A 23,615-nucleotide genomic window follows, 5' to 3' on the forward strand; every position below is an offset into this window, starting at 1 on the left:
AGGAGTGCCAACCCATTCCCTGACCGCTTGGTGCCACGGCACCGCATTGACACTCCGGGCTAGGCTTGAGTCAATGGACTGGAGATAGACCAATAGACTCCGGGAGTGGCTGTGTTGGGTGTGGAGGAGCTGCGGGGGCTGGTTGAGGCCGGTGAGGTTGACACGGTGTTGGTGGCGATCACCGATATGCAGGGGCGGTTGCAAGGGAAGCGGTGTGGGGCTCGGTACTTCGTGGAGGAAGTGCTGAAGCACGGGACCGAGGGGTGTAACTACCTGCTGGCCGTCGACGTGGACATGAATACCGTCGACGGCTACACGATGTCGTCGTGGGAGCGTGGGTACGGCGACCTGGTGATGGCGCCCGATCTGGACACGCTCCGGCTGGTCCCGTGGCTCGAAGGTACGGCGATGGTGCTGTGCGACGTGCAGTGGCTGGATGGTCAGCCCGTCGTCGCCTCCCCGCGGCAGGTACTACGCAAGCAGCTCGACCGGCTGGCGGAGAAGAACCTCAAGGCGTACGTCGGGACCGAGCTCGAGTTCATCGTCTTCGACGACACGTTCGAGACCGCCTGGAACAAGCGCTACACCGGCCTCACCCCGGCGAACCAGTACAACGTCGACTACTCCCTGCTCGGCACCTCCCGCATCGAGCCGCTGCTGCGCGACATCCGCAACGGCATGACCGGCGCCGGCCTGTACGTCGAGTCCGCGAAGGGCGAGTGCAACCTCGGCCAGCACGAGATCGCCTTCCGGTACGACGAAGCGCTCGCCACCTGCGACAACCACTCGATCTACAAGACCGGTGCGAAGGAGATCGCCGCCAAACACGGCAAGAGCCTCACGTTCATGGCGAAGTACGACGAACGTGAAGGCAACTCCTGCCACATCCACCTGAGCTTTCGCTCCACCGATGGCGATCCCGTTCTCGCCGGCGATCGCGACTACGGGTTCTCGCAGCTGATGGAGCATTTCATCGCGGGACAGCTAGCCTGCTTGTCCGAGTTCACCTATCTGCTCGCCCCGAACATCAACTCCTACAAGCGATTCGTCCGCGGCAGCTTCGCCCCGACCGCGGTTGCGTGGGGTCTCGACAACCGCACCTGCTCGCTCCGTGTGGTCGGGCACGGCGACTCGCTCCGGGTGGAGAACCGTCTCCCCGGCGGCGACGTGAACCCGTACCTCGCCGTCGCCGCGATCATCGCCTCCGGCCTGCACGGCATCGAGAACGAACTGGAACTCGAGCCCCTGCTCGAAGGCAACGCCTACGAGTCCGACAAGGAACACGTGCCGTCCACCCTGCGCGAGGCCGCGGCGCTGTTCACTGGCTCGAAGCTGGCGCGCGAGGCGTTCGGCGACGAGATGGTCGACCATTACACCAACACCGCGCGGATCGAGCTCGACGCGTACGACGCCGCCGTCACCGACTGGGAGCGGATCCGTGGTTTCGAACGTCTCTAGACCGCGCATCGGCATCACGACGTACCTCGAGCCGACAAGCTGGGGGATCTGGCAGCGGGAGGCGGCCGTCCTCCCGCGTGTCTACCTCGACGCCGTCGCCGCTGCGGGCGGTACGCCGATCCTCTTGCCGCCCATCGGGACCGACGTCACGGTTCTCGACATCCTCGACGGACTGGTCGTATCGGGCGGCTGTGATGTCGACCCGGCTGCGTACGGCGAGGACGCACACCCCGAAACCGTCGACACCCGACCGGGACGTGACGAGCACGAGCGGGTGCTGATCCACGGCGCGCTCGAGCGGGACCTCCCGTTGCTGGCGGTCTGCCGAGGGTTGCAGATGCTGAACGTCACGCTCGGCGGCACCCTCCACCAGCACCTGCCCGACGTCATCACCAACGACCATCGTGGCGGACCCGGGGTCTTCGCGACCACCGAGATCAAGGTCGAGCCCGACTCGCTGGCCGGCCGGATCCTCGGCGAGCGGGCGAGCGGCAGTTGCTACCACCACCAGGCGCTCGACGTCGTCGCACCCGGCTTGAAGGTCACCGCCCGCTCCGGCGACGGGACGATCGAGGCGGCCGAGGTGGAGGGCCGCGACTTCGCGCTGGGCGTGCAGTGGCACCCGGAAGAGACCCCCGAGGACCTGCGGTTGTTCACCGCGTTGATCAGGAGCACGCAATGACGTACGACGTACTCAATCCGGCCACCGAGAAGGTGATCCGGACCATCGAGCTCGCCGGCGAGCCCGAGGCGGACGCCGCGATCGCGAAAGCAGCAAGGGCTTTCGAGTCCTGGCGGGACGTGAACCCGGCCGACCGAGGCAGGCTGCTCAGGCGATTCGCCGACGCTGTCGACGCCGACCTGGAGAACCTGGCCGCGCTGGAGGTCGAGAACGCCGGCCACACGATCGGCAACGCCCGCTGGGAGGCGGGCAACGTCCGCGACGTCCTGACGTACTACGCGGCCGCGCCGGAACGCCTGTTCGGCAAGCAGATTCCTGTTGCCGGAGGCATCAATGTGACGTTCCAGGAGCCGCTCGGCGTGGTCGGCGTGATCGTCCCCTGGAACTTCCCGATGCCCATCGCAGGTTGGGGTTTCGCGCCGGCGCTTGCCGCAGGCAACACCGTCGTACTCAAGCCGGCCGAGCTCACCCCGCTCACCGCGATCCGCCTCGGCGAGCTCGCCCTCGAAGCAGGCCTCCCGCCGGGTGTGTTCGAAGTCGTCCCGGGTCCCGGGAGGACGGTCGGGCAGCGGTTCGTGACCCACCCGGACGTCCGCAAGATCGTCTTCACCGGATCCACCACGGTCGGCAAGCAGATCATGGCCGGTTGCGCGGACCAGGTGAAGCGGCTGACGCTCGAGCTGGGCGGCAAATCGGCGAACGTCGTCTTCGCGGACGCGGATCTGGAGAAGGCCGCAGCGCAGGCGCCGTACGGCGTGTTCGACAACGCGGGGCAGGACTGTTGCGCGCGGTCGCGGATTCTCGTGGAACGCACGGTGTACGACCGGTTCATGGAGTTGCTCGAGCCTGCGGTGAAGAACTTCAAGGTCGGCGATCCGAGTGATCCGGCGACCGAGATGGGTCCCCTGATCTCGAAGGCCCAACTCGAGCAGGTCGCGTCGTACGTCGAGGACCCGGCATTCCAGGGGACTGCGCCGAGCGGGCCCGGGTTCTGGTTCCCGCCGACCGTGCTGGCGCCTCCGAGCGACAGGGCGGTGAGGGAGGAGATCTTCGGGCCGGTCGTGGCGGTGATTCCGTTCGAGGACGAGGCGGACGCGGTGCGGATCGCGAACGACAGCGAGTACGGGCTGTCCGGCTCGATCTGGACCCGGGATGTCGGTCGCGCGATCCGGGTCGGCCGCGGGGTCGAGGCCGGCAACCTCTCAATCAACTCGAACTCGTCGGTGCGGTACTCGACGCCGTTCGGCGGTTACAAGCAGTCCGGCCTCGGCCGGGAGCTCGGCCCGGACGCCCTGAATGCGTTCACCGAGACCAAGAACATCTTCATCAGCACGGAGGACTGAATGGACGTCAAGGCGCATCGGCTCGAGGGCCGCGTCGCGGTGGTGACCGGCGGGGCCAGCGGAATCGGCCTGGCCACGGTACGGCGGCTCGCCGCGGAGGGCGCACACGTCGTGATCGGCGACCTCGACCCGGACGCGGGCAAGCAGGCCGCGGACGAGGTCGGCGGGCTGTTCGTCTCGACCGACGTCACCGACGCGGCCGCCGTCGAGAACCTCTTCAAGCAGGCTTTCGACACCTACGGCAGCGTGGACATCGCGTTCAACAACGCGGGTATCTCGCCGCCCGACGACGCGTCGATCCTGGACACCGGTCTCGAGGCGTGGCGCAAGGTCCAGGAGGTCAACCTGACCTCGGTCTACCTGTGCTGCAAGGCCGCGATCCCTTACATGCAACGGCAGAACAAGGGCTCGATCATCAACACCGCGTCGTTCGTCGCGGTGATGGGCGCGGCAACCTCGCAGATCTCGTACTCCGCCTCCAAGGGCGGCGTACTGGCCATGAGCCGCGAGCTCGGGGTCGAGTTCGCGCGGCAGGGGATCCGGGTGAACGCGCTCTGCCCGGGCCCGGTGAACACGCCGCTGCTCACCGAGCTGTTCGCGAAGGACCCCGAGCGTGCCCAGCGCCGGCTGGTCCACGTCCCGATGGGCCGCTTCGGCGAACCCGACGAGATCGCCGCCGCAGTCGCATTCCTCGCCAGCGACGACTCGTCCTTCATCACCGCCAACACGTTCCTCGTCGACGGGGGGATCTCGGGCGCCTACGTCACACCGATCTAGTCTGGAGCCATGGTCGTTCAGGCAAACGAGGCGGTGTTCCGGCCGGTCCGGGCCGGGAACCCGTTCGAGGAGACGGTCGAGCGGTTGCTGCAGGCAATCAAGCTCGGCGTCGTCGTGCCCGGCGACCGGTTGCCGCCGGAGCGGGAACTCGCAGCCCGGCTGAACGTCAGCCGGGTGACGCTCCGGGAGGCGATCCACGCGCTCACCGAGGCCGGGTACGTCGAGTCCCGGCGCGGCCGGTACGGCGGCACGTTCGTCAACGAGCAGCTGCCCAAACCCCGCCGTACGCCGGCCAAGCGGCTCGCGCGTGACCTGGCCGACGGCCTGGATGACGCACTCACGCTGCGGTTCGTGCTGGAGACCGGCGCCGCCGAAGCCGCTGCGACCCGCGAGCTGAGCGAAGCCGAACGCGACCATCTCGAGCGATGCCTCGCCGACACGTCGGCCGCCCGGCTCGCCGACTACCGCCGCCTGGACTCCCGCCTGCACCTGGCGATCGCCGAGGTGACCGGCTCGCCGTCGCTGACGTCCGCGATGGCGGACGTCCGCATGCGCCTGAACGAACTCCTCGACGCGATCCCGTTGCTCGAGCGCAACATCCAGCACTCCAACGAACAGCACCAGGCGATCGTCACCGCGATCCTCGCCGGCGATCCCGACGCCGCCCGGCAGGCGATGCAGGAACACCTCTCGGGTACGGCGGTACTGCTGCACGGCTTTCTCGCCTGACTCCTTGACACCCGGGATGCCGGGTGCCTCAATTGCGTAAAGGTCTGGGGGAAGACCATTGAGGCGCTGTGCTGTCTGGGTCTAGGAGGCTCAATGACTGACGACGAGGATCGCCTGCACCAACTGGGTTACGCGCAGGAGCTGAACCGGACGATGTCCGGGTTCTCGAACTTCGCGGTGTCGTTCACGATCATCTCGATCCTGTCCGGCTGCTTGACGTTGTACGGGTTCGGGATGAACACCGGCGGCCCGGTGATGATCGTCTGGGGCTGGCCGATCGTCGGGCTGATGACGTTGTTCGTCGGCCTCGCGATGGCGGAGGTGTGCTCGAGTTTCCCGACCGCCGGTGGCCTGTACTACTGGTCCGCGAAACTCGCGCCGTCGAACGGCGCGGCCTGGTCGTGGTTCACCGGGTGGTTCAACTTCCTCGGCCAGGTCGCGGTGACGGCCGGCATCGACTTCGGGGCGGCGTTCTTCCTGAATGCGTTCCTGGACCTGCAGTTCGGATTCAGTGCGACGCCGGGGCACACGATCCTGCTGTTCGGGCTCATCCTGCTGCTGCACGGCCTGCTGAACTCGTTCGGTGTGAAGCTGGTCGCGCGGCTCAACGACATCAGCGTCTGGTGGCACATCGTCGGCGTGCTGATCATCGTCGGCGCGCTGGTGTTCGTGCCGGACAAGCACCAGTCGGCGTCGTTCGTGTTCGGCCACTTCGTGAACAACACCGGCTGGGGTTCGACCTTCTACGTCGCCCTGCTCGGCCTGCTGCTGGCGCAGTACACCTTCACCGGGTACGACGCCTCGGCGCACATGACCGAGGAGACGCATGACGCGGCGCGCTCCGGTCCCCGTGGAATCGTGATGTCGATCCTCGTGTCCTTGGCAGCCGGATGGGTGCTGCTGATCGGCCTGACGTTCGCGATCCAGAACTACGACGGTTCGCTGCACAGCTCCACCGGCGTACCGCCCGCGCAGATCTTCATCGACGCGGTCGGTGCGGTGACCGGCAAGATCCTGCTGCTGATCGTGATCGGGGCGCAGTTGTTCTGCGGGATGTCGTCGGTGACGGCGAACTCGCGGATGATCTACGCGTTCTCCCGGGACGGCGCGCTGCCGGGTTCGAAGTTCTGGCACAAGATCAACCACCGCACCCGGACGCCGACCAACGCGATCTGGCTGGCTGCGGCCGGTGCGTTCGTCCTGGGCCTGCCGTACCTGTGGAACGCGACGGCGTACGCCGCGGTCACGTCGATCGCGGTGATCGGCCTCTACATCGCCTACGTCCTGCCGACGCTGCTCCGGCTCATGCAGGGTGACCGTTTCCAGCCCGGCCCGTGGAACCTCGGCCGCTGGAGCCGGCCGATCGGCATCGTGGCGATCGTCTGGGTCGCGTTCATCACGATCCTGTTCATGCTGCCGCAGGTCAGCCCGGTCACCGGTAGCACGTTCAACTACACGCCGATCGCGGTTCTGGTCGTGCTGGGCTTCGCGGCGGCGTACTGGTTCCTGTCCGCTCGCACCTGGTTCACCGGCCCCAAGGTCCAAGGCAGCGAGGAAGAACTGGCTGCCATAGAACGAGATCTCGAGTCCATCTAGTCCTGCATTCAACCGCCTGTCGCGCAAGATCGCGGCAGGCGGTTGAACTTTGTCTACAAGCGCAGACCATCCGGTGCCCCGGCACGATCGTGCCGTCGTGACTGCTCGGATCTGGGCAAGAGTGGGTGACAGGATGGTGACCATCAAATTTCCTCATGTGACACTTGCCGTGTCGAACGGTCGTTTCCTGTGATAATCGACGAGGGGAATCCTTCGGGGAGCTAGATGACTGACGACGAACTGGTCGGGCGAGCAGGACTGGTTGAGCGTGCTACCAAGCAGCTCGAGACCAGCGGCAGTGTGCTGCTGTACGGCCCGACCGGTATCGGCAAGTCAGCTCTCGGGCGCGCCCTGGTCGCGGATCGCGGCCGCAAGGGCTGCCGGATTCTCAGCGCGGCCCCGTCCAACTCCGAGGCCGGCCTCCCGTACGTCACGCTTCTCGACCTGCTGTCCAACCAGCTCGAGTTCGCCTGGGGCGTGCTCCCGGATCACCTCCGCCAGCCGCTGGAGGTGGCGCTGCTGAAGGCGAGCGCCCCGGACACGGTGCGCGACGAGCTCGCCGTACGCCTCGCCGTGCTGCACGTGCTGCGCCGTCTGGCCACGACCGGCCCGGTGTTGCTGGTCGTCGACGACATCCAGTGGGTGGACCCGTCGAGCCTCGAGGTGCTCACGTTCTGCGCCCGCCGCCTGTCCGAGGGCGTGCATCTGCTCGCCACCGAGCAGGTGGCCGACGGCGATCTCCCGATGATGGTCGACGCGTGCCCGGAGCCCGTGCTGCAGCTCGAAGTCCCGCCGTTGACCGAGCCTGATGTCCTTGCTCTGCTCCGCCAGCGACTCTCGAACCCGCTCCCGGTCCGCACTGCCCGCCGCATCTTCACCGCGAGCGCCGGCAACCCGTTCATGGCCCTCGAGCTCGGTCGCGCCGTACTGCGGCACCCGAAGAGCGTCTCGCCCAACGACCCGCTCCCCGTGTCCAGCCGCCTCAAGACGCTGCTCGGCGACCGCCTCTCCACGCTTGAGCCCGCCGCGCACGAGCTGCTCCTGCATGCCGCGTCGTCGCCGCGCCCGACCACGACCCAGCTCGCGCGGTCCCTCGACCGCCCGATCGAGGCTGACCTCGCCGAGGCCGAGTCCCTCGGCCTGATCGACATCTCGGCCGAGCGCCTTCGCTTCACCCACCCGCTGCTTCGCGAGTTCGTGTACGCCGAGGCGACGTCAGCCGCGCGTCGCCAGGCGCACGCCCAGCTCGCGGCCGTGGTCGACGAGCCGGTCGAGAACGCGACCCATCGCGCTCTGGCCACCCAGGAGGCCGACCCGGAGCTGGCCGCCGCGATCGAAGAGGCCGCCACCGTCGCCGCCGGCCGTGGGGCGCCCGGCGCCGCCGCGACCCTGTGGCGATTGAGCGCGGAGCGTACGCCGATCACGCGGCCGGACGATCGCGCCCGCCGTCTGACCCGGGCGTCCGATGACGCCGCGGCCGCTGGGCATCTTGCGGAGTCGGCCGACATGGCCCAGTTCGCCGTACAGGCTGCGACGAAGCCTGAGACGAAGGTGCCGGCGCTGCTGCTGAGCGCGGATGCGGTCTGGCCGGAGCGCGACCGCCGGGTCGAGCTGCTCGCGGAGGCGTTCGCTGCGGCGAAGGGCGACAAGCGGCTCGAGGCGCGGGTGCGGATCGAGCGCAGCCACAGCCACTACTTCGATCGCAGCCTGGACGACGCGCAGGAGGACGCCCGCGTCGCCGAGGCTCTGGCGCGCGAGGCCGGTGACATCGAGGCAGTTGTCGACGCGTTGAGCGCAGCGAGCTCGGTGTTGTTCGCGCGTGATGCCGAGGAGTCCGCGGACGCGGTGCTCGAGCAGGCTGCCGAGCTCGCGAAGGGACTGCCGCTCACCAAGACCGTGGTGAATGCGCGGCAGATGGCCGCGATGCGGGAGCTGTTCCGCGGGCGGATGGACGAGGCGATCACCCGGATCACGGCGCTGGTGGACGACGTACGCGACCATGGCGCGATGCGCTGGCTGGCGTCCGCGCTGATCTCGGCGACTGCGATCTACGAGCGGAGCGGGCGCGGCGCCGACGCACTGGCTGCCGGTCACGAGTGCTACCAGCTGATGCAGGACATCGGTGACGAGGCCGAGGTCGGCATGGTCATCGCCAGCCGCGCCGAGTGGGTCGGCGGTTCGGCGGCCATGGGCCGGCAGCTCGCCGAGGCCGCGCTGGAAGGCGTCCGCCTGGTCGGGAACGACGAGTGGACCGGCCCCGCGTTGGCGAGCATCGGGCTGATGGCCGTGCTGACCGGCGATCCGCAGCGGGCGGTCGAGTCGTTCGACGCGATCGCGGAGTCGGGCGAGGCCGCGATGCCGTACGACCCGGCCGTGATCCCGTGGCACGCCGACTACGCGGAGGCGCTGGTCGCGGCCGGCCGGCTGGACGACGCGGCCGCACTGATTGCCGAGATCCGGACCCGCGCCGAGAACCTCGACCGTGAAGTGATCATGATCGGCCTGGCCCGGTCCGAGGCGCTGCTGATCGCCAAGCAGGGCGACCCGGCCGCGGCGCTCGACCTGCTGGAGAAGACGATCAGTACGGCGGGGGATCGCGTCTACCCGCTCGATCTCGCGCGCTGCGAGCTCACCCGCGGCCGCGTCGCCCGGCAGGCCCGTCGCCGTTCGGTCGCGCGGACCGCGTTCCTGGACGCGATCGAGCAGTTCGAGGCGTACGGCGCTCCCGCCTGGCGCGAGGTGGCCGAGACCGAGCTGGCGCGCCTCGACGTACCGAGCCGGAGCCGGCAGCCGTCGGAGCTGACCGACAACGAGCAGCAGATCGTCTCGATGGTCCGCGACGGCTCCACCAACCGCGAGATCGCCGCGGCTCTGTACCTGTCGGTGAAGGCGGTCGAGTCCCAGCTGACCCGCCTGTACCGGCGCTTCGGGGTCGCCAACCGCACCCAACTGCTCCGCATGGTGGACCGGCCCGGTCACAATGGTTAGGTGAAGCTCGAACGGAAACACGCTCTCGTCCTGCTCGCCATCGCGGCCTGGAACGTCATCACCTACCTGCGGTTCATCAAAGCGCTGATGGACACCGAGGGTCGCCCGACCGGGTACTACGTGGCACACACGATCCTGGTCATCGTGAACCTGCTGATCGCCGTACTGCTCGGCACCTGGGGTGTGCGCGCGTACAAGGCGGCTAAGGCTTCACAAAGCTCGCCGGTGTGACACCGAGCAGTTTCCGGAAGTGCCGGTTGAGGTGTGACTGGTCGTAGAACCCGGCCAGCGTCGCCACCTCGGCGGCCGGGTGGCCGTCGAGCAGGTACCGCCGGGCCAGATCGACCCGGCGGCCGGTGAGGTACCGGTGCGGCGGCATGCCGTACTCGCGGCTGAACGCCCGCACCAGATGCGCCGGATGCGCATGCACTACCTTCGCCGCGTCCTCCAGCGTGATCCCGTCGGTCACCTTCGAGTCCAGCAGTTCACGTAACTGTGCGGCCACGCCGGAGTCGGAGCGATCCGGTGGGGCGACGACGGTGCGACGTAGGTGCTGCGAGAGTCGTTCCTCGATCAACGTCAGACGGCTCTGAGCCTCCAGATCCTCCTGGCCGTCAAGGAGCACTCGATGCAACTGATGGATCCGGTGTCTGAGGATCGGGTCGACGTACTCCGGGTGGTCGACGGCTGCGCCGATCAGATGGTCGCCACCGAGCCGATCGGGCGCCAGATAGAGGACCCGCTTCCGGAACCCCTGCGGCAGGACCGACCGCCCGTCGTGCGGCACATGCGGCGGCAGCAGCGAGACCTGCGCCTGGGCCAGACCGTGCTCGCGGTGGTCCAGGTCGTACCGGACCGCGCCCTCGTCGACGATCAGCACGGTCCACGCGTCGTGGGTGTGCGTCGGGTACGCATGCGACGGGAAATGGGCGTGCAACACCTCGACGACCCCGGCCAGCCCAGGCCGCCACGCCCGGACCACGGCGCCGCTGCTCATACCTCAGAACATACGCTTCTGGGCGTGAAGGTTTACGTGAGCGCGGATATGGAAGGCATCACCGGACTGGTCGACGCGGAGGACGTGCAGCCGCCGGGACGGGACTACGAGCGCAGCCGGGTGATGATGACGGAGGACGTGAACGCCGCCATCCGCGGTGCGTACGCCGCCGGCGCGACCGCCGTACTGGTCAACGACGCCCACGGCCCGATGCGCAATCTCCTCCCCGACCTCCTCGACCCGCGTGCCCGCCTGATCAAGGGCCGCCCGAAGCCGATGGGCATGATCGAGGGCCTGTCGTCCGAGTACGACGCGGTGCTCTGCATCGGCTTCCACGCCCGCGCCGGCGTGCTCGGCGTACTGAGTCACAGCTTCATGGGCCACGAGATCGAGGACATCTGGCTCGACGACCGGCCCACCGGCGAGATCGGCCTGCTCCACGCGGCGGCAGCGGCATACGGCGTACCCGTCGCGCTCCTGACCGGCGACGACTCCGCCTGCGACGAGACGAAGGCCTGGGACCCCACGGTCGCTACCGTCCCGGTCAAATTCGCCAAGGACCGCTTCGCCGCTCAGTTGGTGCCGGTCGCCGAGGCTCGCGAGTCCATCGAGACCACCACGACCGATGCGTTGGCCAACCTGACAACGCCGCCTGCCGAGCGCGGTCCCCACCGCCTCACCGTCCGCTGGCAGTCCGCGTCCGTCGCCCTGCACCTCCTGGCAATCCCGGGTGTCGAGCGACAGGACGACCGCACGGTGACCGTCGAAGGCGACATGCTCCAGCTCTACCGCCTCTTCAACCTGTTCCTGCGCGTCTGCACAGCCGTTACGTCCAACCAGCCGTACTGCTGAAACTCGTCGGGGTGGGGTTGGCTAAGGACAGGAGGTCGTGGGCGGTCCGGCGTCGGCGCACGCTCAGAGCTGGCTCGCCGAGGGCGCCAACCGGCACTACCTCCTGTCCTTAGCGCTGATTCTCAAGCTGAGGCTGGCCAGCAGGAGGTCGGGGCTCTCTAGTTGGGGGAGGTGGCCGGTGTTGTCGAGGAGTTCGAAGGTGGCGTTGGGGATGGCATCGGCGTACGCGCGGCCGTAGGTGGGATCGCCGATGCGGTCGCTGTCGCCCCAGATGACCGTGGTGGGGATGGTGATCGCGGCGAGGCGTGCTTGCAACGTTGGGTCTTCCATCGTGGCCGTGTAGACGGCCAGGGCGGCTCGGTTGCCGGCCAGCTGGGCTTGCGCGGCCGGCGGGAGCTGGGTCGGGTCGATGCGGAAGGTGTCGGGGTTGTAGTAGCTCAGCTCAGCCAACTCGGGGAAGGTCAGCGAGAAGAAGTCCGCGACCGGGTGGCCGGGGACCTGCAGGCCGACGCCGTCGACGATCACCAGCGAGGTGACCCGCGGCGAGTTGAGGAGAGCCAGCTCGGCCGCGATCCAGCCGCCGATCGAGTTGCCGATCACCAGCACGTCCTCGAGGTCGAGCCGGTCGAGCAGGTCGGCGTACGACGTGGCGAGGCCGGCGATCGTGGTGAGGTCATCGGGGCGCGGGGTCCCGCCGAAGCCGGGATGCGTGGGTACGACGACGTGGGCAGGCAGCTCGACCGCCAGTCGTACGCCGAAGGGCGCGACGGTCTGCGGGCCGCCTCCGCCGTGGAGTAACAGGACGGGTCGGCCGGTGCCGTGCTCTTCGAAGGTCAGCATATAAGGAACCTTAGATCAGCATCCTTATATAAACAACCTGCTATTGTGATCGCCGTGGAGCCTTCCGTGCAGGACATCGGGATCGCAGTCAAGCGGTTGCAGTGGCGTCATCACACCGAGGCGAGCAAGCGCCTGGCCGAGCTCGGCGTCTCGCTGCCGCAGTGGGACGTGCTCCGCCGGTTGCACGAGGCTCCGGATGCTTCCCTCCACGACCTGGCCCAGCGCACGTTCCAGACCGATCAGTCGATGGGCTCACTGGCCACCCGGATGATCGCCCGCGGCCTGATCGAGCGCGTCGAGGGCCGCGGTCGCGCCGTACGCCATGCGTTGACCCCAGAGGGCGAGCGGATCCGGAAGGCCGGCGGCAAGATCCTCGAGTCCGTCCTCACCGAGTCACTCAGCCCGCTGAGCGCGGCGGAGCGCGCGACGCTACACAAGCTGCTGACCAAGGTGGCTTAAAACGTACAAGACCGCCACCGGGGTCGTCCGCGAGCATCGAAGCTGTGGATGAGCCGATCAGATTCGATACGAAGATCGCTGTGCTGTTGCGCGACGATCTGGCGGTGTGGCAGCGGTTGAACGTGACCGCGTTCCTGGTCAGCGGGATCGCGGCGACGCACCCGGAGGTTGTGGGTGAGCCCTACGAAGATGGCGACGGGACCGGCTACCTGCCGATGTTCCGGCAGCCGGTGCTGGTGTTCGAGGGCAGCAAGGAGTTCATGGCGACCGCCCACGAGCGCGCGCTCCGCCGCGAGCTCGAGCATGCCGTCTTCACCCAGGATTTGTTTGCTACGGGCAACGACCGCGACAATCGCGCGGCGTTGAAGGCGGTGTCGACCGCGGACCTCGACCTGGTCGGGATCGCCTGCTACGGGCCGAAGAACGCGGTCGACAAGGTGCTCAAGGGCGCCGCCATGCACCACTGAGATACCGCTCCGGCGCAAACGGCTGCAGCTCCGGCGACCGTACGTCGTCCAGCACCAGCGGTACGACGTGCCGCGCGGTCCCGGGCGCCAACGTCAACCCGAGCATGCCGTGCCCGGTGGCGACGTACAGCCCGCGGTGGCCGGGGATCGCCCCGATCAGCGGCAGGCTGTCCGGCGTCGCGGGCCGCATGCCGGCGAACGTTGCCGTCGACAACCCCGGTCGCCAGTCGGCGAAGTACGGCGTGGTCCGATCGAGTACTGCGGCCAGCCGGCGTTCCGTGATCGGACCGCCCGGCCGACCGAGGTCGAGCCGCGCCGCAACCCGCACGCCGTCCGCGAACGGCGTCACCGCGATACTCGGCTCGACGAGTTTCACGGCCAGCCGGGGAGCCAGACCCGTGCCCGGTGTGGTGATGCTGTAACCGGTTGCCGCCAGCAACGGTATCCGTACGCCGAGCACCGCGAGCAACTCGGTCGACCAAGCACCCGCGGCAACGAGCAGCCGATCCGCACTGAATCGCCCGACGCTGGTCTCGACATCCCACCCCGGCCGCAGTCTGCTGACTGTGGCGTTCACCAGGCGGCCGGTGAACTGCTCGCGTAACGCGCGCAGAACCTGCTCAGGCCGCACCTGGACTTCATCGACCGCGTGCACGGCCCCGAGGACAGCCGGACCCAACGCGGGCTCCCGTAGACGCGCCGACGGCCCGTCGAGGATCTCGTAACCGCCCTTGTATCCGGCCGCCGTCGTCGCCTCGGCCAACTGCGCGACCTCGTCCAACCCGGCCCGCGTCAGCGCGGTCATCAACAACCCGGTCTGCCGCAGTTCCAGGTCGGACGTCTCCTGCAACCGGTTGAAGTCGTCCACACACCCGGCCCCGAGATCCAGTACGGCGCGCAGCCCAGCGGCGTACTGGCTGGCCGAACCGCTCCGCACGAACCCGACGATCCACCGCAACAACGTCGACGTCAGCCGCGGCGCGACGCTGAACGGCGCTTCACGATGCAGCACCTGACGTGCGGAGTGCAGCAGCACACCCGGCCCCGACAATGGCGCGGAGAGCGCCGGGACGACCCAGCCGGCCGCGGCGGGCGAGGCGAATCCGCTCTGTGGCCCGGCGTCCAGCACGGTGACGTCGGCGCCTGCCTCGGCCAGGGCGACGGCGGACCACAGGCCGATGACGCCGCCGCCGATCACGATGATGCGCATCTACTGCCCCGCTGCGTAGGAGGCAAGGAACGTCCGTGTCCGCAGTTCCTGCGGCTTGCCCAGTACGTCGGCCGGCGCACCCTGCTCGACGATCTTGCCGCCGTCGACGAACACCACCCAGTCCGCCACGTCCCGCGCGAACGGCAGCTCGTGCGTGACCAGCACCATCGTCATCCCGTCCGCGGCCAGCTCGCGCATCACCCGCAGTACCTCGGCCGTCGACTCCGGGTCCAGCGAGGACGTCGGCTCGTCGAACAACAGGACGGACGGCTTCAACGCCAGCGCCCGCGCGATCGCGACGCGCTGCTGCTCACCACCCGACATCTGCTCCGGGTACGCCAGCGCCCTGTGCGCCAGGCCGACACGACGCAGCAGCTGCACGGCCCGCTCCAGCGCGTCCTTCTCGGGTACGCCGGCGCGCAGCTGAGCGAGCATCACGTTCTCCACCGCGGTCAGGTGCGGGAAGAGGTTGAACCGCTGGAAGACCATGCCGACCGACTGCCGCAGCTTCGCCAGATCCCGGCACTGCAACGAGGACCCGCTGAAGATCGTCTCCCCGGCGACCTCCATCAAGGCTTCGTCCGGTTGTTCGAGCAGGTTCAGGCAGCGCAGCAAGGTCGTCTTGCCGCCGCCGCTCTGCCCGATGATCGCGACGATCTGCCGATGCTTGACCTTCAGGCTGACCCCGTCCAGCACCAGCCGTCCGTCGAAGGACTTGTTCAGACCCTCGATCCGCACCACGACATCACTCAAAGCTCTGACGTTCATGCCGAGGCTCCTTCCAGCATGGCCCGCGCCGCCTTCAGCCGTCGACGACGCCGAGGCGTGAGTGGTACGCCGGCCCGGATCTTCCGCTCCAGCCAGAGCAGGCCCTGGGAGAGCGGGTAGCAGAGCACGAAGTAGATCGCCGCGATCACGAGGTACACCTCGAGCGCGCGGAACGTCGCCGACGTGATCAGCCGTCCCTCGGACATCAGCTCGGCCGCCGAGATCGTGACCAGCAACGACGTGGACTTGAGCAGGTCGACGAGCATCGTGTTCGTACCCGGGAGCGCCGAGCGCAGCGCCTGCGGGAACACGACGTACGCGAAGGTGCTGACCTTGCCGAGTCCGAGTGCCTCGGACGCTTCCTGCTGACCGGCGTGGACGCCGGCGATCGCGGACCGGAAGATCTCCGACAGATACGCCGCGTAGAAGACGATCAGGCTCACGCAGCCGGCGCTGAACACGCCCAGCTTCAGGCCGACCGACGCGAGGCCGAAGTACGTCACGAAGATGATCGCGAGCAGCGGGATGTTCTTGAACACCTCGGTGTAGATCGCGGCCGGGATCCGGAGCGCGCGATGGCGGCTGACCCGGAGCAGGGCGAGGGCGAGCCCGAGTGCGGCGGCGCCGGCGAAGCTCGCGATCGTGTAGAGGACGGTGCGTTCGAGACCGTCCAGCAGAGCGGGGGCGTAATCGCCCCAGGGAACCTGGAACATCACGACCTCCTCAGATGGACGGCGGTTGCCAGTCGGCGGGGCGGTCGACGTTCTGCCGGGTCTTGGCGATCTCCGGCGCGGGCTTGAGGAACTGGTTCGGGTCGCCGCCGTACTTCTGGATCAGCTTCGTCAGCTCGCCGTTCGCGTACATCGCGCGGATCTGCTCGGAGATCGCCTTCTCCAGCGCGGTCGCCTGCTTCGGCAGGTAGAACGCGGTCATGTACTGCTGGAAGTACTGGTACGCCGGATGCGCCGCGACGTCGGCGGCCGTCGGGGGTGTGAGGTACTGCGTCTCGACCTTGAGCTCCGGACGTTCCTTCTGGGCCGCGAGGACGAGCAGCGGGTCGAGGAAGCCGACGTTGATCCGGCCCGCGCCGAGGTCGTCGAAGACGCCGTTGCCGTCCGGGTACGCGTGCAGCTTGGCGCCGGGGACGGCCTGGATCGACTTCACCCAGACGTAGCCCTCGACGGTGCCGAGGTTCTTGCCCTCCAGGTCCTTCACGGTCTGGTAGTGCTCACCGGCGCGGACGGCCATCGCGGGCGGGGAGTAGTAAGGCGGGTCCGTGAACAGGCCCTGTTTCTGCCGTTCCGCGGTCCATGCGACGCCGCCGATGGTGATGTCGACGCGGCGGGACTGGACGCTCGCCAGCATGCCGGCGAAGTCGGTCAGCTCGGGTTTGACCTTCAGGCCGAGTTTGTCCGCGACCGCGTTCAGGATGTCGGCGTCGAGGCCGGACATCTTGTCGCCGACCAGCGAGGTGTACGGCGCGTACGGCTGGATCGCGACCTTGAGCACCCCGGGTTCGAGGGTGCCGAGCGCCGCGGCCGCGTCCGAGACCGGTGCCTTGGAGTCGTCTCCGCAGGCGGTCAGGCTTCCGATCAGCAGCGCGGCGACGGTCAGCAGGGGAGCGATCCGGGATCGTGCGATGAGAGTTTTCGACATGGCATGCCTTTCGTGGCCTCACCCCGATTTCTTCAAGGCTAGGGATGACGGAGTACGCCGTCATTGGACGATCGGTCCATGATTTGCTGACGTACGACGTTGTTCGTCGTACGCTTCGTACAAGATGCTCTCTGCTCCGTTGGCCCAGCAGATCGCCCGGGACACCTCCGAGGTGATCGGCTACAACGTGCTGATCACCGACGACCGCGGGATCGTGATCGGGAGCGGGGACGCCTCGCGGTTGGGGAGTTTCCACGAGGCGTCGGTCGAGGTGCTCGCGTCCCAGCAGGCGGCCTGGCATACGGCGGCGGAGGCTGCCCGGCTGCGCGGGGTCAAGCCCGGCATGACACTGCCGATCGTGATCGACGGCGAGGCGGTCGGCACGGTCGGCATCACCGGTTCGCCGCGTCAGGTGCGGCGGTTCGGCCTCGTCGTACGACGGCAGACGGAGATCCTGCTGCAGGAGTCGGTCGAACTGCGCTCACGGCTGCTCCGCGAACGAGCCCTGGAAGAGCTCGTCCGCGACATCGGCTCCTTCGACGAGGACGTAGTAGACCCCGCCTTCCTGGCCGCCCGAGCCAAAGAACTCGGCTTCGACCTGACCGTCCCGCGCACGGTCATCATCGTCGAGGTAGACGAGCCCACACCGGCCGCCGCCGACGTCGCAGCAGTCCGCCCGGAACTACTCCGCACCCTCCGCCAGGCCTTCGGCCCCTCCGACCTGGTGGCGGCGATAACCGCAGGCCGCTTCGCGCTCCTCCCGACGCTGAAGCGGGGCAGCCGGCGGGAGCTGGGGGAGCGGGCTGCTCGGGCGATTGGCTTGGGGCATGGGTTTGGGGCTCGGGCGGGGGTTGGTGGGGTTGCTCGTGGGGTGGTGGGGCTTCGGGAGGCGTACGCCGACGCGGGGGATGCCTTGCGGTTGGGGAAGGAGTGTGCGCCGGGCGGGACGGCGTACCTCATTGACGAGTTGCGGGGGCAGCAGGTGTTGGCGGCGGTGGGGCATCGGGCTCGGGCTCGGCTGTTGAAGCTGGTTGCCGGGGAGTTGGCTACGCAGACGGACTGGCTCGATCTAAGGGCGACGTTGATCGCCTGGTGTGAGAGCGGCTTCAACCTGGTCAGGACCGCGGAGGCGCTGCACATCCATCGCAATACGCTGATCTACCGCCTGGAGAAGGTCGAGCGCCTGACCGGCCAACCCTGGCGCGACCACCGCGCCACTCTCACGCTCTACCTCGCCTGCCTGGCATCACAGCTCGACTAGCGAGGCGCGAACTTCGTCCAGGTGGCGCCCTCGTCGGTGCTCAGCACGACCTCCGTCGTACGCCGCTTGGGCACCTCGAACCCGTACATCAAGTGCTCGTCCCCGGCGAGATCTGCCAGATCACCCGGATACCCGCGGTCCAGGTTGGCCGCCCCGTCCCGCACCCGGTACAGCCGCGGCCGGTCGCCCAGCCGACCGCCGAGCATCATCGCCGTACCGTCGTCGAACGCGAGCGGCGGCGTGTTCAGGCTCTGCGGCGGATGCTGGACGAGCGTCCACGTCTGTCCACGGTCGGTCGAGATGCGCATCTTCGCGACCGCCTGCCCGCTGTCGCCGACGATGACCGAGGTCGACACCAGCGTCTGGCCGTCCGGGCTGACGGCGAGCTTCCCGAGCTGGTTGCGGTTGTCCAGCGCCTGCGACCGCCAGGTCTTCCCGCCGTCGTCGGTCCACATGATGTCGGTCCGCCCGACCCCGGTCAGCACCCAGCACCGCCCGCTCGTGTCGCAGACCGGCGACCGGCTACCGCGGGTCTCGAGCATCCGGACCGACGACTCCTTGGGGTTCACCACCACGATCCGGCCCGGCACGATCTGGTCGGTCAGGATCTCACCGGGCTCGAACGTCGAAGTGGACAGCCGGTACCGCAGGCGGGTCAGCACCGGGCCGTCGTACGTCATCCGGAACATCATCGTCGTGTCCCCGGTGAGCGTGCCCTCGCGCGGCGGGGCGACCGCGATCGCCTCGTCACCCGTCGCCAGCGTCGCGTACGGGACCGGCCACTCCGGCGAGGTCGCACGGGCGCCGTCGCGATCGAGTACGGCGGCGTACCGGCAGTTCGGGCCGCTCGTGCAGTCGGACCAGCCGGCCGCCCAGCGATTCCGCGTCACCATCGTCATCGACAGCACCTGCGCCCGCTCGGCGTTCACCACCGCCGTCCCGGCGGGCCCGGCGGAGGCGGGCTCGATGGCCACCGGCCCCGACTCAGCATCGACCCGGTGCGAGATCCAGAGCACCGTCGTCACCACGATGGACGTCGTGGCGGCCAGTACGCCGAGCACGAGCAGCGGCGGCTTGCTCCGCGGGATGCCGCAGCGCTCCAGCAGTTCGACCAGCCGGGGGTAGTAGCGGTCGACGAACTCACGGACGCGCTGCTCCACACTCACCCCCGGTAACCCACGAATTGACCGGGATGAAGTTTAAGGGACGGCGGGCGCAGCCGATCACACCCGGCGGAAGATGAGTGCGCGCTTCACTTCCTGGATGGCCTTGGTGACCTCGATGCCGCGGGGGCAGGCGTCGGTGCAGTTGAAGGTGGTGCGGCAGCGCCAGACGCCTTCCTTGTCATTCAGGATCTCCAGCCGCTGCTCGGTGCCCTCGTCGCGGCTGTCGAAGATGAACCGGTGCGCGCCGACGATCGCCTGCGGGCCGAAGTATTGCCCGTCGGACCAGAAGACCGGGCACGACGTCGTACAGGCGGCGCACAGGATGCACTTGGTGGTGTCGTCGAAGCGGTCGCGGTCGGCCTGCGACTGGATCCGCTCCCGGGTCGGCTCGTGACCGCTGGTGACCAGGAACGGCATCACCGCGCGGTACGCCTCGAAGAACGGGTCCATGTCGACGACCAGGTCCTTGAGCACCGTCAGGCCCTTGATCGGCTCGACGGTGATCTCCTTGTCCGGGCTCAGGTCCTTGATCAGCGTCTTGCAGGCCAGCCGGTTCCGGCCGTTGATCCGCATCGCGTCGGAGCCGCAGACACCGTGCGCGCAGGACCGCCGGAACGTCAGCGTGCCGTCCTGCTCCCACTTGATCTTGTGCAGCGCGTCCAGCACCCGGTCGGTCGGTTCAAGACTTACGGTGTACGTCTTCCACTCGGCCTCGTCGACGACCTCGGGGTTGTACCGCAGGATCTTGACGTGTGCGTCCATCAGTACTTGCGCTCCATCGGCTTGTAACGGGTCTGGACGACCGGTTTGTAGTCGAGCCGGATCGTCTCGTTGCCGTCGGCATCTACCTCGCGGTACGCCATCGTGTGCCGCATGAAGTTGACGTCGTCACGGGTGGCGTAGTCCTCGCGGAAGTGCCCGCCGCGGGACTCCTTGCGCTCCAGCGCCGACACGACCAGCACCTCGGCCAGATCGAGCAGGAAGCCGAGCTCGACCGCCTCGAGCAGGTCGGTGTTGAACCGCTTGCCCTTGTCCTGGACGGCGACATTCGCGAATCGGACCTTGAGCGCCTCGAGGTCGACCAGCGCCTGCTTCAGCGAGCCCTCGGTCCGGTACACCTGCGCGTTCAGGTCCATCGTCGCCTGCAGGTCCGACCGGATCGCCGCGATCCGCTCCTCGCCAGTCGACGTCCGCAGGCCCTCGACCAGCTCGACGACGTACGCCGACGGGTCGTCCGGCAGTTCCTCGAAGGCGGCCGTCGCGGCGTACTCCGCGGCCGCGATCCCGGCCCGCCGGCCGAACACGTTGATGTCGAGCAGCGAGTTCGTGCCGAGGCGGTTCGCGCCGTGCACCGAGACGCACGCGACCTCGCCGGCGGCGTACAGGCCCGGGATCACGTCCTCGTTGTTGGCCAGCGCCTCGCCCTTGATGTTGGTCGGGATACCGCCCATCGCGTAGTGCGCGGTCGGGAACACCGGGATCTGCTCGGTGTACGGCTCCACGCCCAGGTACGTCCGCGCGAACTCGGTGATGTCCGGCAGCTTCGCGTCGATGTGCGCGGGCTCGAGGTGGGTCAGGTCGAGCATCACGTACGCGCCGTCCGGACCGCAACCGCGACCCTCACGGACCTCGTTGGCCATCGCGCGGGCGACCATGTCCCGCGGCGCCAGGTCCTTCACGGTCGGCGCGTACCGCTCCATGAAGCGTTCGTTCTCGTTGTTGCGCAGGATGCCGCCCTCACCACGGGCCGCCTCCGACAGCAGTACGCCGAGACCCGCCAGGCCGGTCGGGTGGAACTGGAAGAACTCCATGTCCTCCAGCGGCAGGCCCTTCCGCCACACGATGCCCATGCCGTCGCCGGTCAGCGTGTGCGCGTTGGACGTCGTACGGAAGACCTTGCCGAAACCGCCGGACGCGAAGATCACGGACTTGGCCGAGAACACGTGCAGCTCGCCCGTGGCCAGCTCGTAGGCGACCACGCCGCTGGCCTTGCCGTCGGTCATCAGCAGGTCGAGAACGTAGTACTCGTTGAAGAATTCGACGTTCTGCTTGATGCACTGCTGGTAGAGCGTCTGCAGGATCATGTGACCGGTACGGTCGGCCGCGAAGCACGAGCGCCGTACGACGGCCTCGCCGTGGTTGCGGGTGTGGCCGCCGAAGAACCGCTGGTCGATCTTGCCCTCGGCGGTCCGGTTGAACGGCAGGCCCATCTTCTCCAGGTCGAGGACCGCGTCGACGGCCTCGCGGCACATCACCTCGGCGGCGTCCTGGTCGACCAGGAAGTCACCGCCCTTGACCGTGTCGAAGGTGTGCCACTCCCAGTTGTCCTCCTCGACGTTGGCCAGCGCGGCGCACATGCCGCCCTGGGCCGCGCCGGTGTGCGACCGGGTCGGGTAGAGCTTGGTGAGTACGGCGGTCCGGGTCCGCTTGCTCGACTCGAGAGCGGCCCGCATTCCTGCGCCGCCCGCGCCGACGATGATGACGTCGTACTGGTGCTGCTGCATGAAATTCCTTTAGTTACAGACAGACAATGTGGAGTTGGGGTCGAGGCAGGGATCGAAGGTGAAGATCACCAGCGTGCCGAGGACGACCACCACGAGCGCAGCCGTGATCAGCAGGGCCTTCAGCCAGAACCGGGTCTGGTCCTTCTCGGCGTAGTCGTTGATGATCGTGCGCAGGCCGTTCGAGCCGTGCAGCATCGCCAGCCACAGCATCAGCAGGTCCCAGACCTGCCAGAGCGGGTTGGCCCACTTGCCGGCCACGAAGCCGAAGTCCAGCGCGGTGATGCCGCCGCCGAGCATCAGGTTCACGAACAGGTGCCCGAGCACGAGGATGACGAGCGCGAGCCCGGACAGCCGCATGAACAGCCAGCTGTACAGCTCGAAGTTGGTCTGGCCCGAGCGGTTCCGGCCGCCGCCCTTCAGGCTTCGCGACCGGCTGCTCGACCGGGGTGCCGCGATCTCGCTCATCTCAGCCTCCGAAGACGTGGGAGAGGTGACGGATCACGAACGGCACGAACAGCACGACCCAGATCACTCCGACGCCGATCATCAGCTGCCGCTGGTAGCGCGGGCCCTTGGCCCAGAAGTCGATCAGGATCAGCCGGATGCCGTTGAAGGCGTGGAAGAGGATCGCGGCCACCAGCCCGACCTCGAGCAGGCCGACGATCGGGTTCTTGTAGGTGCCGATGACCTCGTTGTACGCGTGCGGCGAGACCCGGACCAGCGCGGTGTCCAGCACGTGCACCAGCAGGAAGAAGAAGATCCCGACACCGGTGATGCGGTGCGCGACCCATGACCACATGCCCTCCCGGCCGCGGTACAGCGTGCCGGCTGGTTTGCTGGGCACCAGATCCTCCTCGAACGGGTTTCGCCGAATCGTCTTTGATGCTAGACCCGCCCGCCGCGGTGAAATGTCCTGACAGCTGTGACATCGATCGCGGTGGATGTGATCTCGGTCGCGTCGTAGCTTGACTTCAACCGAGCTTGAACACGTTGGCTGACGGCACATCAGAACCGAAGGGGAGAACTACAGTGAGTTTCTGGATCTGTGCGACCTGTGCGGTCGAGCACTCCGAGCAGGTCGACGTGTGTGCGATCTGCGCCGACGAACGCCAGTGGGTGCCCGCCGACGGGCAGCACTGGACGACGCTCGAGGAGCTGGCCGGGACCGAGGTCACTATCGACGAGGTCGAGCCGAACCTGTACGGCGTCCGCTCGAAGCCGCCGATCGGTATCGGTCAGCAGTCGATGCTGGTCGTCACCGACGAGGGCAATCTGCTCTGGGACCCGATCGGGTACGTCGACGACGACGCCGTACGCCGGGTCCGCGAGCTGGGCGACGTGGCGGGGATCATCGCCAGCCACCCGCACATGTACGGCGTCCAGGTCGAGTGGAGCCACCGCCTCGGCGACGTACCGGTGTATGTCTCGGAGGCCGACAAGGAGTGGGTCGCCCGCCTGGACCCGGTCATCCGGACCTGGTCGGGCAAGCTGACGCCGCTACCCGGAGTGACGGTTCTCCAACCAGGCGGTCATTTCCCGGGCAGCGCGGTCGTGCACTGGCAGAACGGTGCCGAGGGCAAGGGTGTGATCCTGTCCGGCGACACGATCTTCGCGAACCCCGACCGCACGTCGGTGAGCTTCATGCGCAGCTACCCGAACCGCATCCCGCTGTCCGGCGCGGTCGTCGACCGGGTCGCCCGCTCCCTCGACCCCTATGAGTACGACCGCCTCTACAACAACTTCGGCGCCTCGATCCCAACCGACGCCAAAGCCGTCGTACGCCGCTCCGCCGACCGCCACGCAGCCTGGACCCGCGGAGACTACGACCACCTGACCTGAGCCGCCGGCCGGACGTCTTGTGG

Annotated in this window: 24 protein-coding genes; 13 read left to right on the forward strand and 11 right to left on the reverse strand. The window is 68.1% G+C overall.

The window, feature by feature from the left end:
* Nucleotides 1–105 precede the first annotated feature (105 nt).
* From ACQPYH_RS07475 to ACQPYH_RS07510, 8 genes are all read left to right on the forward strand, one after another.
* Nucleotides 106–1,458: a glutamine synthetase family protein gene (locus ACQPYH_RS07475; RefSeq protein ID WP_432888387.1), complete on the forward strand. Its 1,353-nt coding sequence runs from the start codon at nucleotides 106–108 to the stop codon at nucleotides 1,456–1,458.
* On the forward strand, nucleotides 1,439–2,140 hold the full coding sequence (locus ACQPYH_RS07480; RefSeq protein ID WP_432888388.1) for a gamma-glutamyl-gamma-aminobutyrate hydrolase family protein: 702 nt from the start codon (nucleotides 1,439–1,441) through the stop codon (nucleotides 2,138–2,140). Before ACQPYH_RS07475 ends, ACQPYH_RS07480 begins: the two co-directional genes overlap by 20 nt.
* Nucleotides 2,137–3,483, forward strand: a complete 1,347-nt coding sequence (locus tag ACQPYH_RS07485; RefSeq protein ID WP_432888390.1) for an aldehyde dehydrogenase family protein — start codon at nucleotides 2,137–2,139, stop codon at nucleotides 3,481–3,483. Before ACQPYH_RS07480 ends, ACQPYH_RS07485 begins: the two co-directional genes overlap by 4 nt.
* Entirely contained in the window at nucleotides 3,484–4,260 is a 777-nt protein-coding gene (locus ACQPYH_RS07490; RefSeq protein WP_432888392.1) for a 3-oxoacyl-ACP reductase, read from the forward strand.
* A gap of 9 nt (nucleotides 4,261–4,269) precedes the next feature.
* Nucleotides 4,270–4,989: a FadR/GntR family transcriptional regulator gene (locus tag ACQPYH_RS07495; protein ID WP_432888394.1), complete on the forward strand. Its 720-nt coding sequence runs from the start codon at nucleotides 4,270–4,272 to the stop codon at nucleotides 4,987–4,989.
* 93 nt (nucleotides 4,990–5,082) lie between these two features.
* Nucleotides 5,083–6,585, forward strand: coding sequence for an amino acid permease (locus ACQPYH_RS07500; protein ID WP_432888396.1), 1,503 nt, complete (start codon nucleotides 5,083–5,085; stop codon nucleotides 6,583–6,585).
* Nucleotides 6,586–6,810: 225 nt separating this feature from the next.
* The gene (locus ACQPYH_RS07505; RefSeq protein ID WP_432888398.1) at nucleotides 6,811–9,573 is read left to right on the forward strand and encodes an AAA family ATPase; all 2,763 of its coding nucleotides are present in this window, start codon (nucleotides 6,811–6,813) and stop codon (nucleotides 9,571–9,573) included.
* Entirely contained in the window at nucleotides 9,574–9,804 is a 231-nt protein-coding gene (locus ACQPYH_RS07510; RefSeq protein ID WP_130444104.1) for an SCO4848 family membrane protein, read from the forward strand.
* Here ACQPYH_RS07510 and ACQPYH_RS07515 read toward each other — a convergent pair.
* On the reverse strand, nucleotides 9,776–10,570 hold the full coding sequence (locus tag ACQPYH_RS07515; protein ID WP_432888400.1) for an AraC family transcriptional regulator: 795 nt from the start codon (nucleotides 10,568–10,570) through the stop codon (nucleotides 9,776–9,778). The genes ACQPYH_RS07510 and ACQPYH_RS07515 overlap by 29 nt on opposite strands.
* 24 nt (nucleotides 10,571–10,594) lie before the next feature.
* On the opposite strand from ACQPYH_RS07515, the gene ACQPYH_RS07520 reads away from it, so the two are divergent.
* Nucleotides 10,595–11,422, forward strand: coding sequence for a M55 family metallopeptidase (locus ACQPYH_RS07520; protein ID WP_432888402.1), 828 nt, complete (start codon nucleotides 10,595–10,597; stop codon nucleotides 11,420–11,422).
* Nucleotides 11,423–11,518: 96 nt separating this feature from the next.
* On the opposite strand, the gene ACQPYH_RS07525 is transcribed toward ACQPYH_RS07520, so the two are convergent.
* Nucleotides 11,519–12,262, reverse strand: a complete 744-nt coding sequence (locus tag ACQPYH_RS07525; protein WP_432888404.1) for an alpha/beta fold hydrolase — start codon at nucleotides 12,260–12,262, stop codon at nucleotides 11,519–11,521.
* A 54-nt stretch (nucleotides 12,263–12,316) separates the two neighbouring features.
* Here ACQPYH_RS07525 and ACQPYH_RS07530 point away from each other — a divergent pair, with 54 nt between their 5' ends.
* On the forward strand, nucleotides 12,317–12,721 hold the full coding sequence (locus ACQPYH_RS07530; protein WP_432888406.1) for a MarR family winged helix-turn-helix transcriptional regulator: 405 nt from the start codon (nucleotides 12,317–12,319) through the stop codon (nucleotides 12,719–12,721).
* Between the two features lie 44 nt (nucleotides 12,722–12,765).
* Nucleotides 12,766–13,188, forward strand: a complete 423-nt coding sequence (locus ACQPYH_RS07535; RefSeq protein WP_432888408.1) for a DUF2000 family protein — start codon at nucleotides 12,766–12,768, stop codon at nucleotides 13,186–13,188.
* On the opposite strand, the gene ACQPYH_RS07540 is transcribed toward ACQPYH_RS07535, so the two are convergent.
* The 4 genes from ACQPYH_RS07540 to ACQPYH_RS07555 are packed head-to-tail and all read right to left on the reverse strand — an operon-like array spanning nucleotide 13,163 to nucleotide 16,822.
* The gene (locus ACQPYH_RS07540; protein WP_432888410.1) at nucleotides 13,163–14,398 is read right to left on the reverse strand and encodes an NAD(P)/FAD-dependent oxidoreductase; all 1,236 of its coding nucleotides are present in this window, start codon (nucleotides 14,396–14,398) and stop codon (nucleotides 13,163–13,165) included. The genes ACQPYH_RS07535 and ACQPYH_RS07540 overlap by 26 nt on opposite strands.
* Complete coding sequence (locus tag ACQPYH_RS07545; protein WP_432888412.1) at nucleotides 14,399–15,166, reverse strand: amino acid ABC transporter ATP-binding protein; 768 nt, start codon at nucleotides 15,164–15,166, stop codon at nucleotides 14,399–14,401.
* Nucleotides 15,163–15,879 (reverse strand): amino acid ABC transporter permease, encoded by a 717-nt coding sequence (locus ACQPYH_RS07550; RefSeq protein WP_432888414.1) that lies wholly within the window; start codon nucleotides 15,877–15,879, stop codon nucleotides 15,163–15,165. The genes ACQPYH_RS07545 and ACQPYH_RS07550 overlap by 4 nt, the downstream gene beginning before the upstream one ends.
* Nucleotides 15,880–15,889: 10 nt before the next feature.
* The gene (locus ACQPYH_RS07555) at nucleotides 15,890–16,822 is read right to left on the reverse strand and encodes a substrate-binding periplasmic protein (protein ID WP_432888416.1); all 933 of its coding nucleotides are present in this window, start codon (nucleotides 16,820–16,822) and stop codon (nucleotides 15,890–15,892) included.
* A 124-nt stretch (nucleotides 16,823–16,946) separates the two neighbouring features.
* Between ACQPYH_RS07555 and ACQPYH_RS07560 the strand changes: the two genes are divergently transcribed.
* A complete protein-coding gene (locus tag ACQPYH_RS07560) occupies nucleotides 16,947–18,083 on the forward strand; it encodes a CdaR family transcriptional regulator (protein WP_432888418.1) in 1,137 nt (378 codons plus the stop codon).
* Here ACQPYH_RS07560 and ACQPYH_RS07565 read toward each other — a convergent pair.
* From ACQPYH_RS07565 to sdhC, 5 genes are read right to left on the reverse strand one after another with little or no spacing between them, the layout of a single operon-like run.
* Nucleotides 18,080–19,249 (reverse strand): WD40/YVTN/BNR-like repeat-containing protein, encoded by a 1,170-nt coding sequence (locus ACQPYH_RS07565; RefSeq protein ID WP_432888420.1) that lies wholly within the window; start codon nucleotides 19,247–19,249, stop codon nucleotides 18,080–18,082. The two genes, ACQPYH_RS07560 and ACQPYH_RS07565, sit on opposite strands and share 4 nt — an antisense overlap.
* A 57-nt stretch (nucleotides 19,250–19,306) precedes the next feature.
* Nucleotides 19,307–20,011, reverse strand: a complete 705-nt coding sequence (locus tag ACQPYH_RS07570) for a succinate dehydrogenase iron-sulfur subunit (RefSeq protein WP_432888422.1) — start codon at nucleotides 20,009–20,011, stop codon at nucleotides 19,307–19,309.
* Nucleotides 20,011–21,753 (reverse strand): succinate dehydrogenase flavoprotein subunit, encoded by a 1,743-nt coding sequence (gene sdhA / locus ACQPYH_RS07575; RefSeq protein ID WP_432888424.1) that lies wholly within the window; start codon nucleotides 21,751–21,753, stop codon nucleotides 20,011–20,013. The genes ACQPYH_RS07570 and sdhA overlap by 1 nt, the downstream gene beginning before the upstream one ends.
* A 9-nt stretch (nucleotides 21,754–21,762) precedes the next feature.
* Nucleotides 21,763–22,218: a succinate dehydrogenase hydrophobic membrane anchor subunit gene (locus ACQPYH_RS07580; RefSeq protein ID WP_432888426.1), complete on the reverse strand. Its 456-nt coding sequence runs from the start codon at nucleotides 22,216–22,218 to the stop codon at nucleotides 21,763–21,765.
* 1 nt (nucleotide 22,219) lies between these two features.
* Nucleotides 22,220–22,597: a succinate dehydrogenase, cytochrome b556 subunit gene (sdhC, locus tag ACQPYH_RS07585; protein ID WP_432888428.1), complete on the reverse strand. Its 378-nt coding sequence runs from the start codon at nucleotides 22,595–22,597 to the stop codon at nucleotides 22,220–22,222.
* A gap of 185 nt (nucleotides 22,598–22,782) precedes the next feature.
* Between sdhC and ACQPYH_RS07590 the strand changes: the two genes are divergently transcribed.
* Nucleotides 22,783–23,592, forward strand: coding sequence for an MBL fold metallo-hydrolase (locus tag ACQPYH_RS07590; protein WP_432888430.1), 810 nt, complete (start codon nucleotides 22,783–22,785; stop codon nucleotides 23,590–23,592).
* Nucleotides 23,593–23,615: the final 23 nt, after the last annotated feature.

Origin of the sequence: Kribbella sp. CA-245084 (genome assembly GCF_050942355.1) — a bacterium.
Taxonomy (GTDB): Bacteria; Actinomycetota; Actinomycetes; order Propionibacteriales; family Kribbellaceae; genus Kribbella.

Excerpts from the sequence above, each read along its gene's own strand:
- ACQPYH_RS07490 (WP_432888392.1), top strand. The coding sequence starts at position 3,484 with ATGGACGTCAAGGCGCATCGGCTCGAGGGCCGCGTCGCGGTGGTGACC.
- ACQPYH_RS07580 (WP_432888426.1), bottom strand. The coding sequence starts at position 22,218 with ATGAGCGAGATCGCGGCACCCCGGTCGAGCAGCCGGTCGCGAAGCCTG.
- ACQPYH_RS07495 (WP_432888394.1), top strand. The coding sequence starts at position 4,270 with ATGGTCGTTCAGGCAAACGAGGCGGTGTTCCGGCCGGTCCGGGCCGGG.
- ACQPYH_RS07515 (WP_432888400.1), bottom strand. The coding sequence starts at position 10,570 with ATGAGCAGCGGCGCCGTGGTCCGGGCGTGGCGGCCTGGGCTGGCCGGG.
- ACQPYH_RS07500 (WP_432888396.1), top strand. The coding sequence starts at position 5,083 with ATGACTGACGACGAGGATCGCCTGCACCAACTGGGTTACGCGCAGGAG.
- ACQPYH_RS07550 (WP_432888414.1), bottom strand. The coding sequence starts at position 15,879 with ATGTTCCAGGTTCCCTGGGGCGATTACGCCCCCGCTCTGCTGGACGGT.
- ACQPYH_RS07540 (WP_432888410.1), bottom strand. The coding sequence starts at position 14,398 with ATGCGCATCATCGTGATCGGCGGCGGCGTCATCGGCCTGTGGTCCGCC.
- ACQPYH_RS07570 (WP_432888422.1), bottom strand. The coding sequence starts at position 20,011 with ATGGACGCACACGTCAAGATCCTGCGGTACAACCCCGAGGTCGTCGAC.
- ACQPYH_RS07555 (WP_432888416.1), bottom strand. The coding sequence starts at position 16,822 with ATGTCGAAAACTCTCATCGCACGATCCCGGATCGCTCCCCTGCTGACC.
- ACQPYH_RS07485 (WP_432888390.1), top strand. The coding sequence starts at position 2,137 with ATGACGTACGACGTACTCAATCCGGCCACCGAGAAGGTGATCCGGACC.
- sdhA (WP_432888424.1), bottom strand. The coding sequence starts at position 21,753 with ATGCAGCAGCACCAGTACGACGTCATCATCGTCGGCGCGGGCGGCGCA.
- ACQPYH_RS07545 (WP_432888412.1), bottom strand. The coding sequence starts at position 15,166 with ATGAACGTCAGAGCTTTGAGTGATGTCGTGGTGCGGATCGAGGGTCTG.
- ACQPYH_RS07505 (WP_432888398.1), top strand. The coding sequence starts at position 6,811 with ATGACTGACGACGAACTGGTCGGGCGAGCAGGACTGGTTGAGCGTGCT.
- ACQPYH_RS07560 (WP_432888418.1), top strand. The coding sequence starts at position 16,947 with ATGCTCTCTGCTCCGTTGGCCCAGCAGATCGCCCGGGACACCTCCGAG.
- ACQPYH_RS07525 (WP_432888404.1), bottom strand. The coding sequence starts at position 12,262 with ATGCTGACCTTCGAAGAGCACGGCACCGGCCGACCCGTCCTGTTACTC.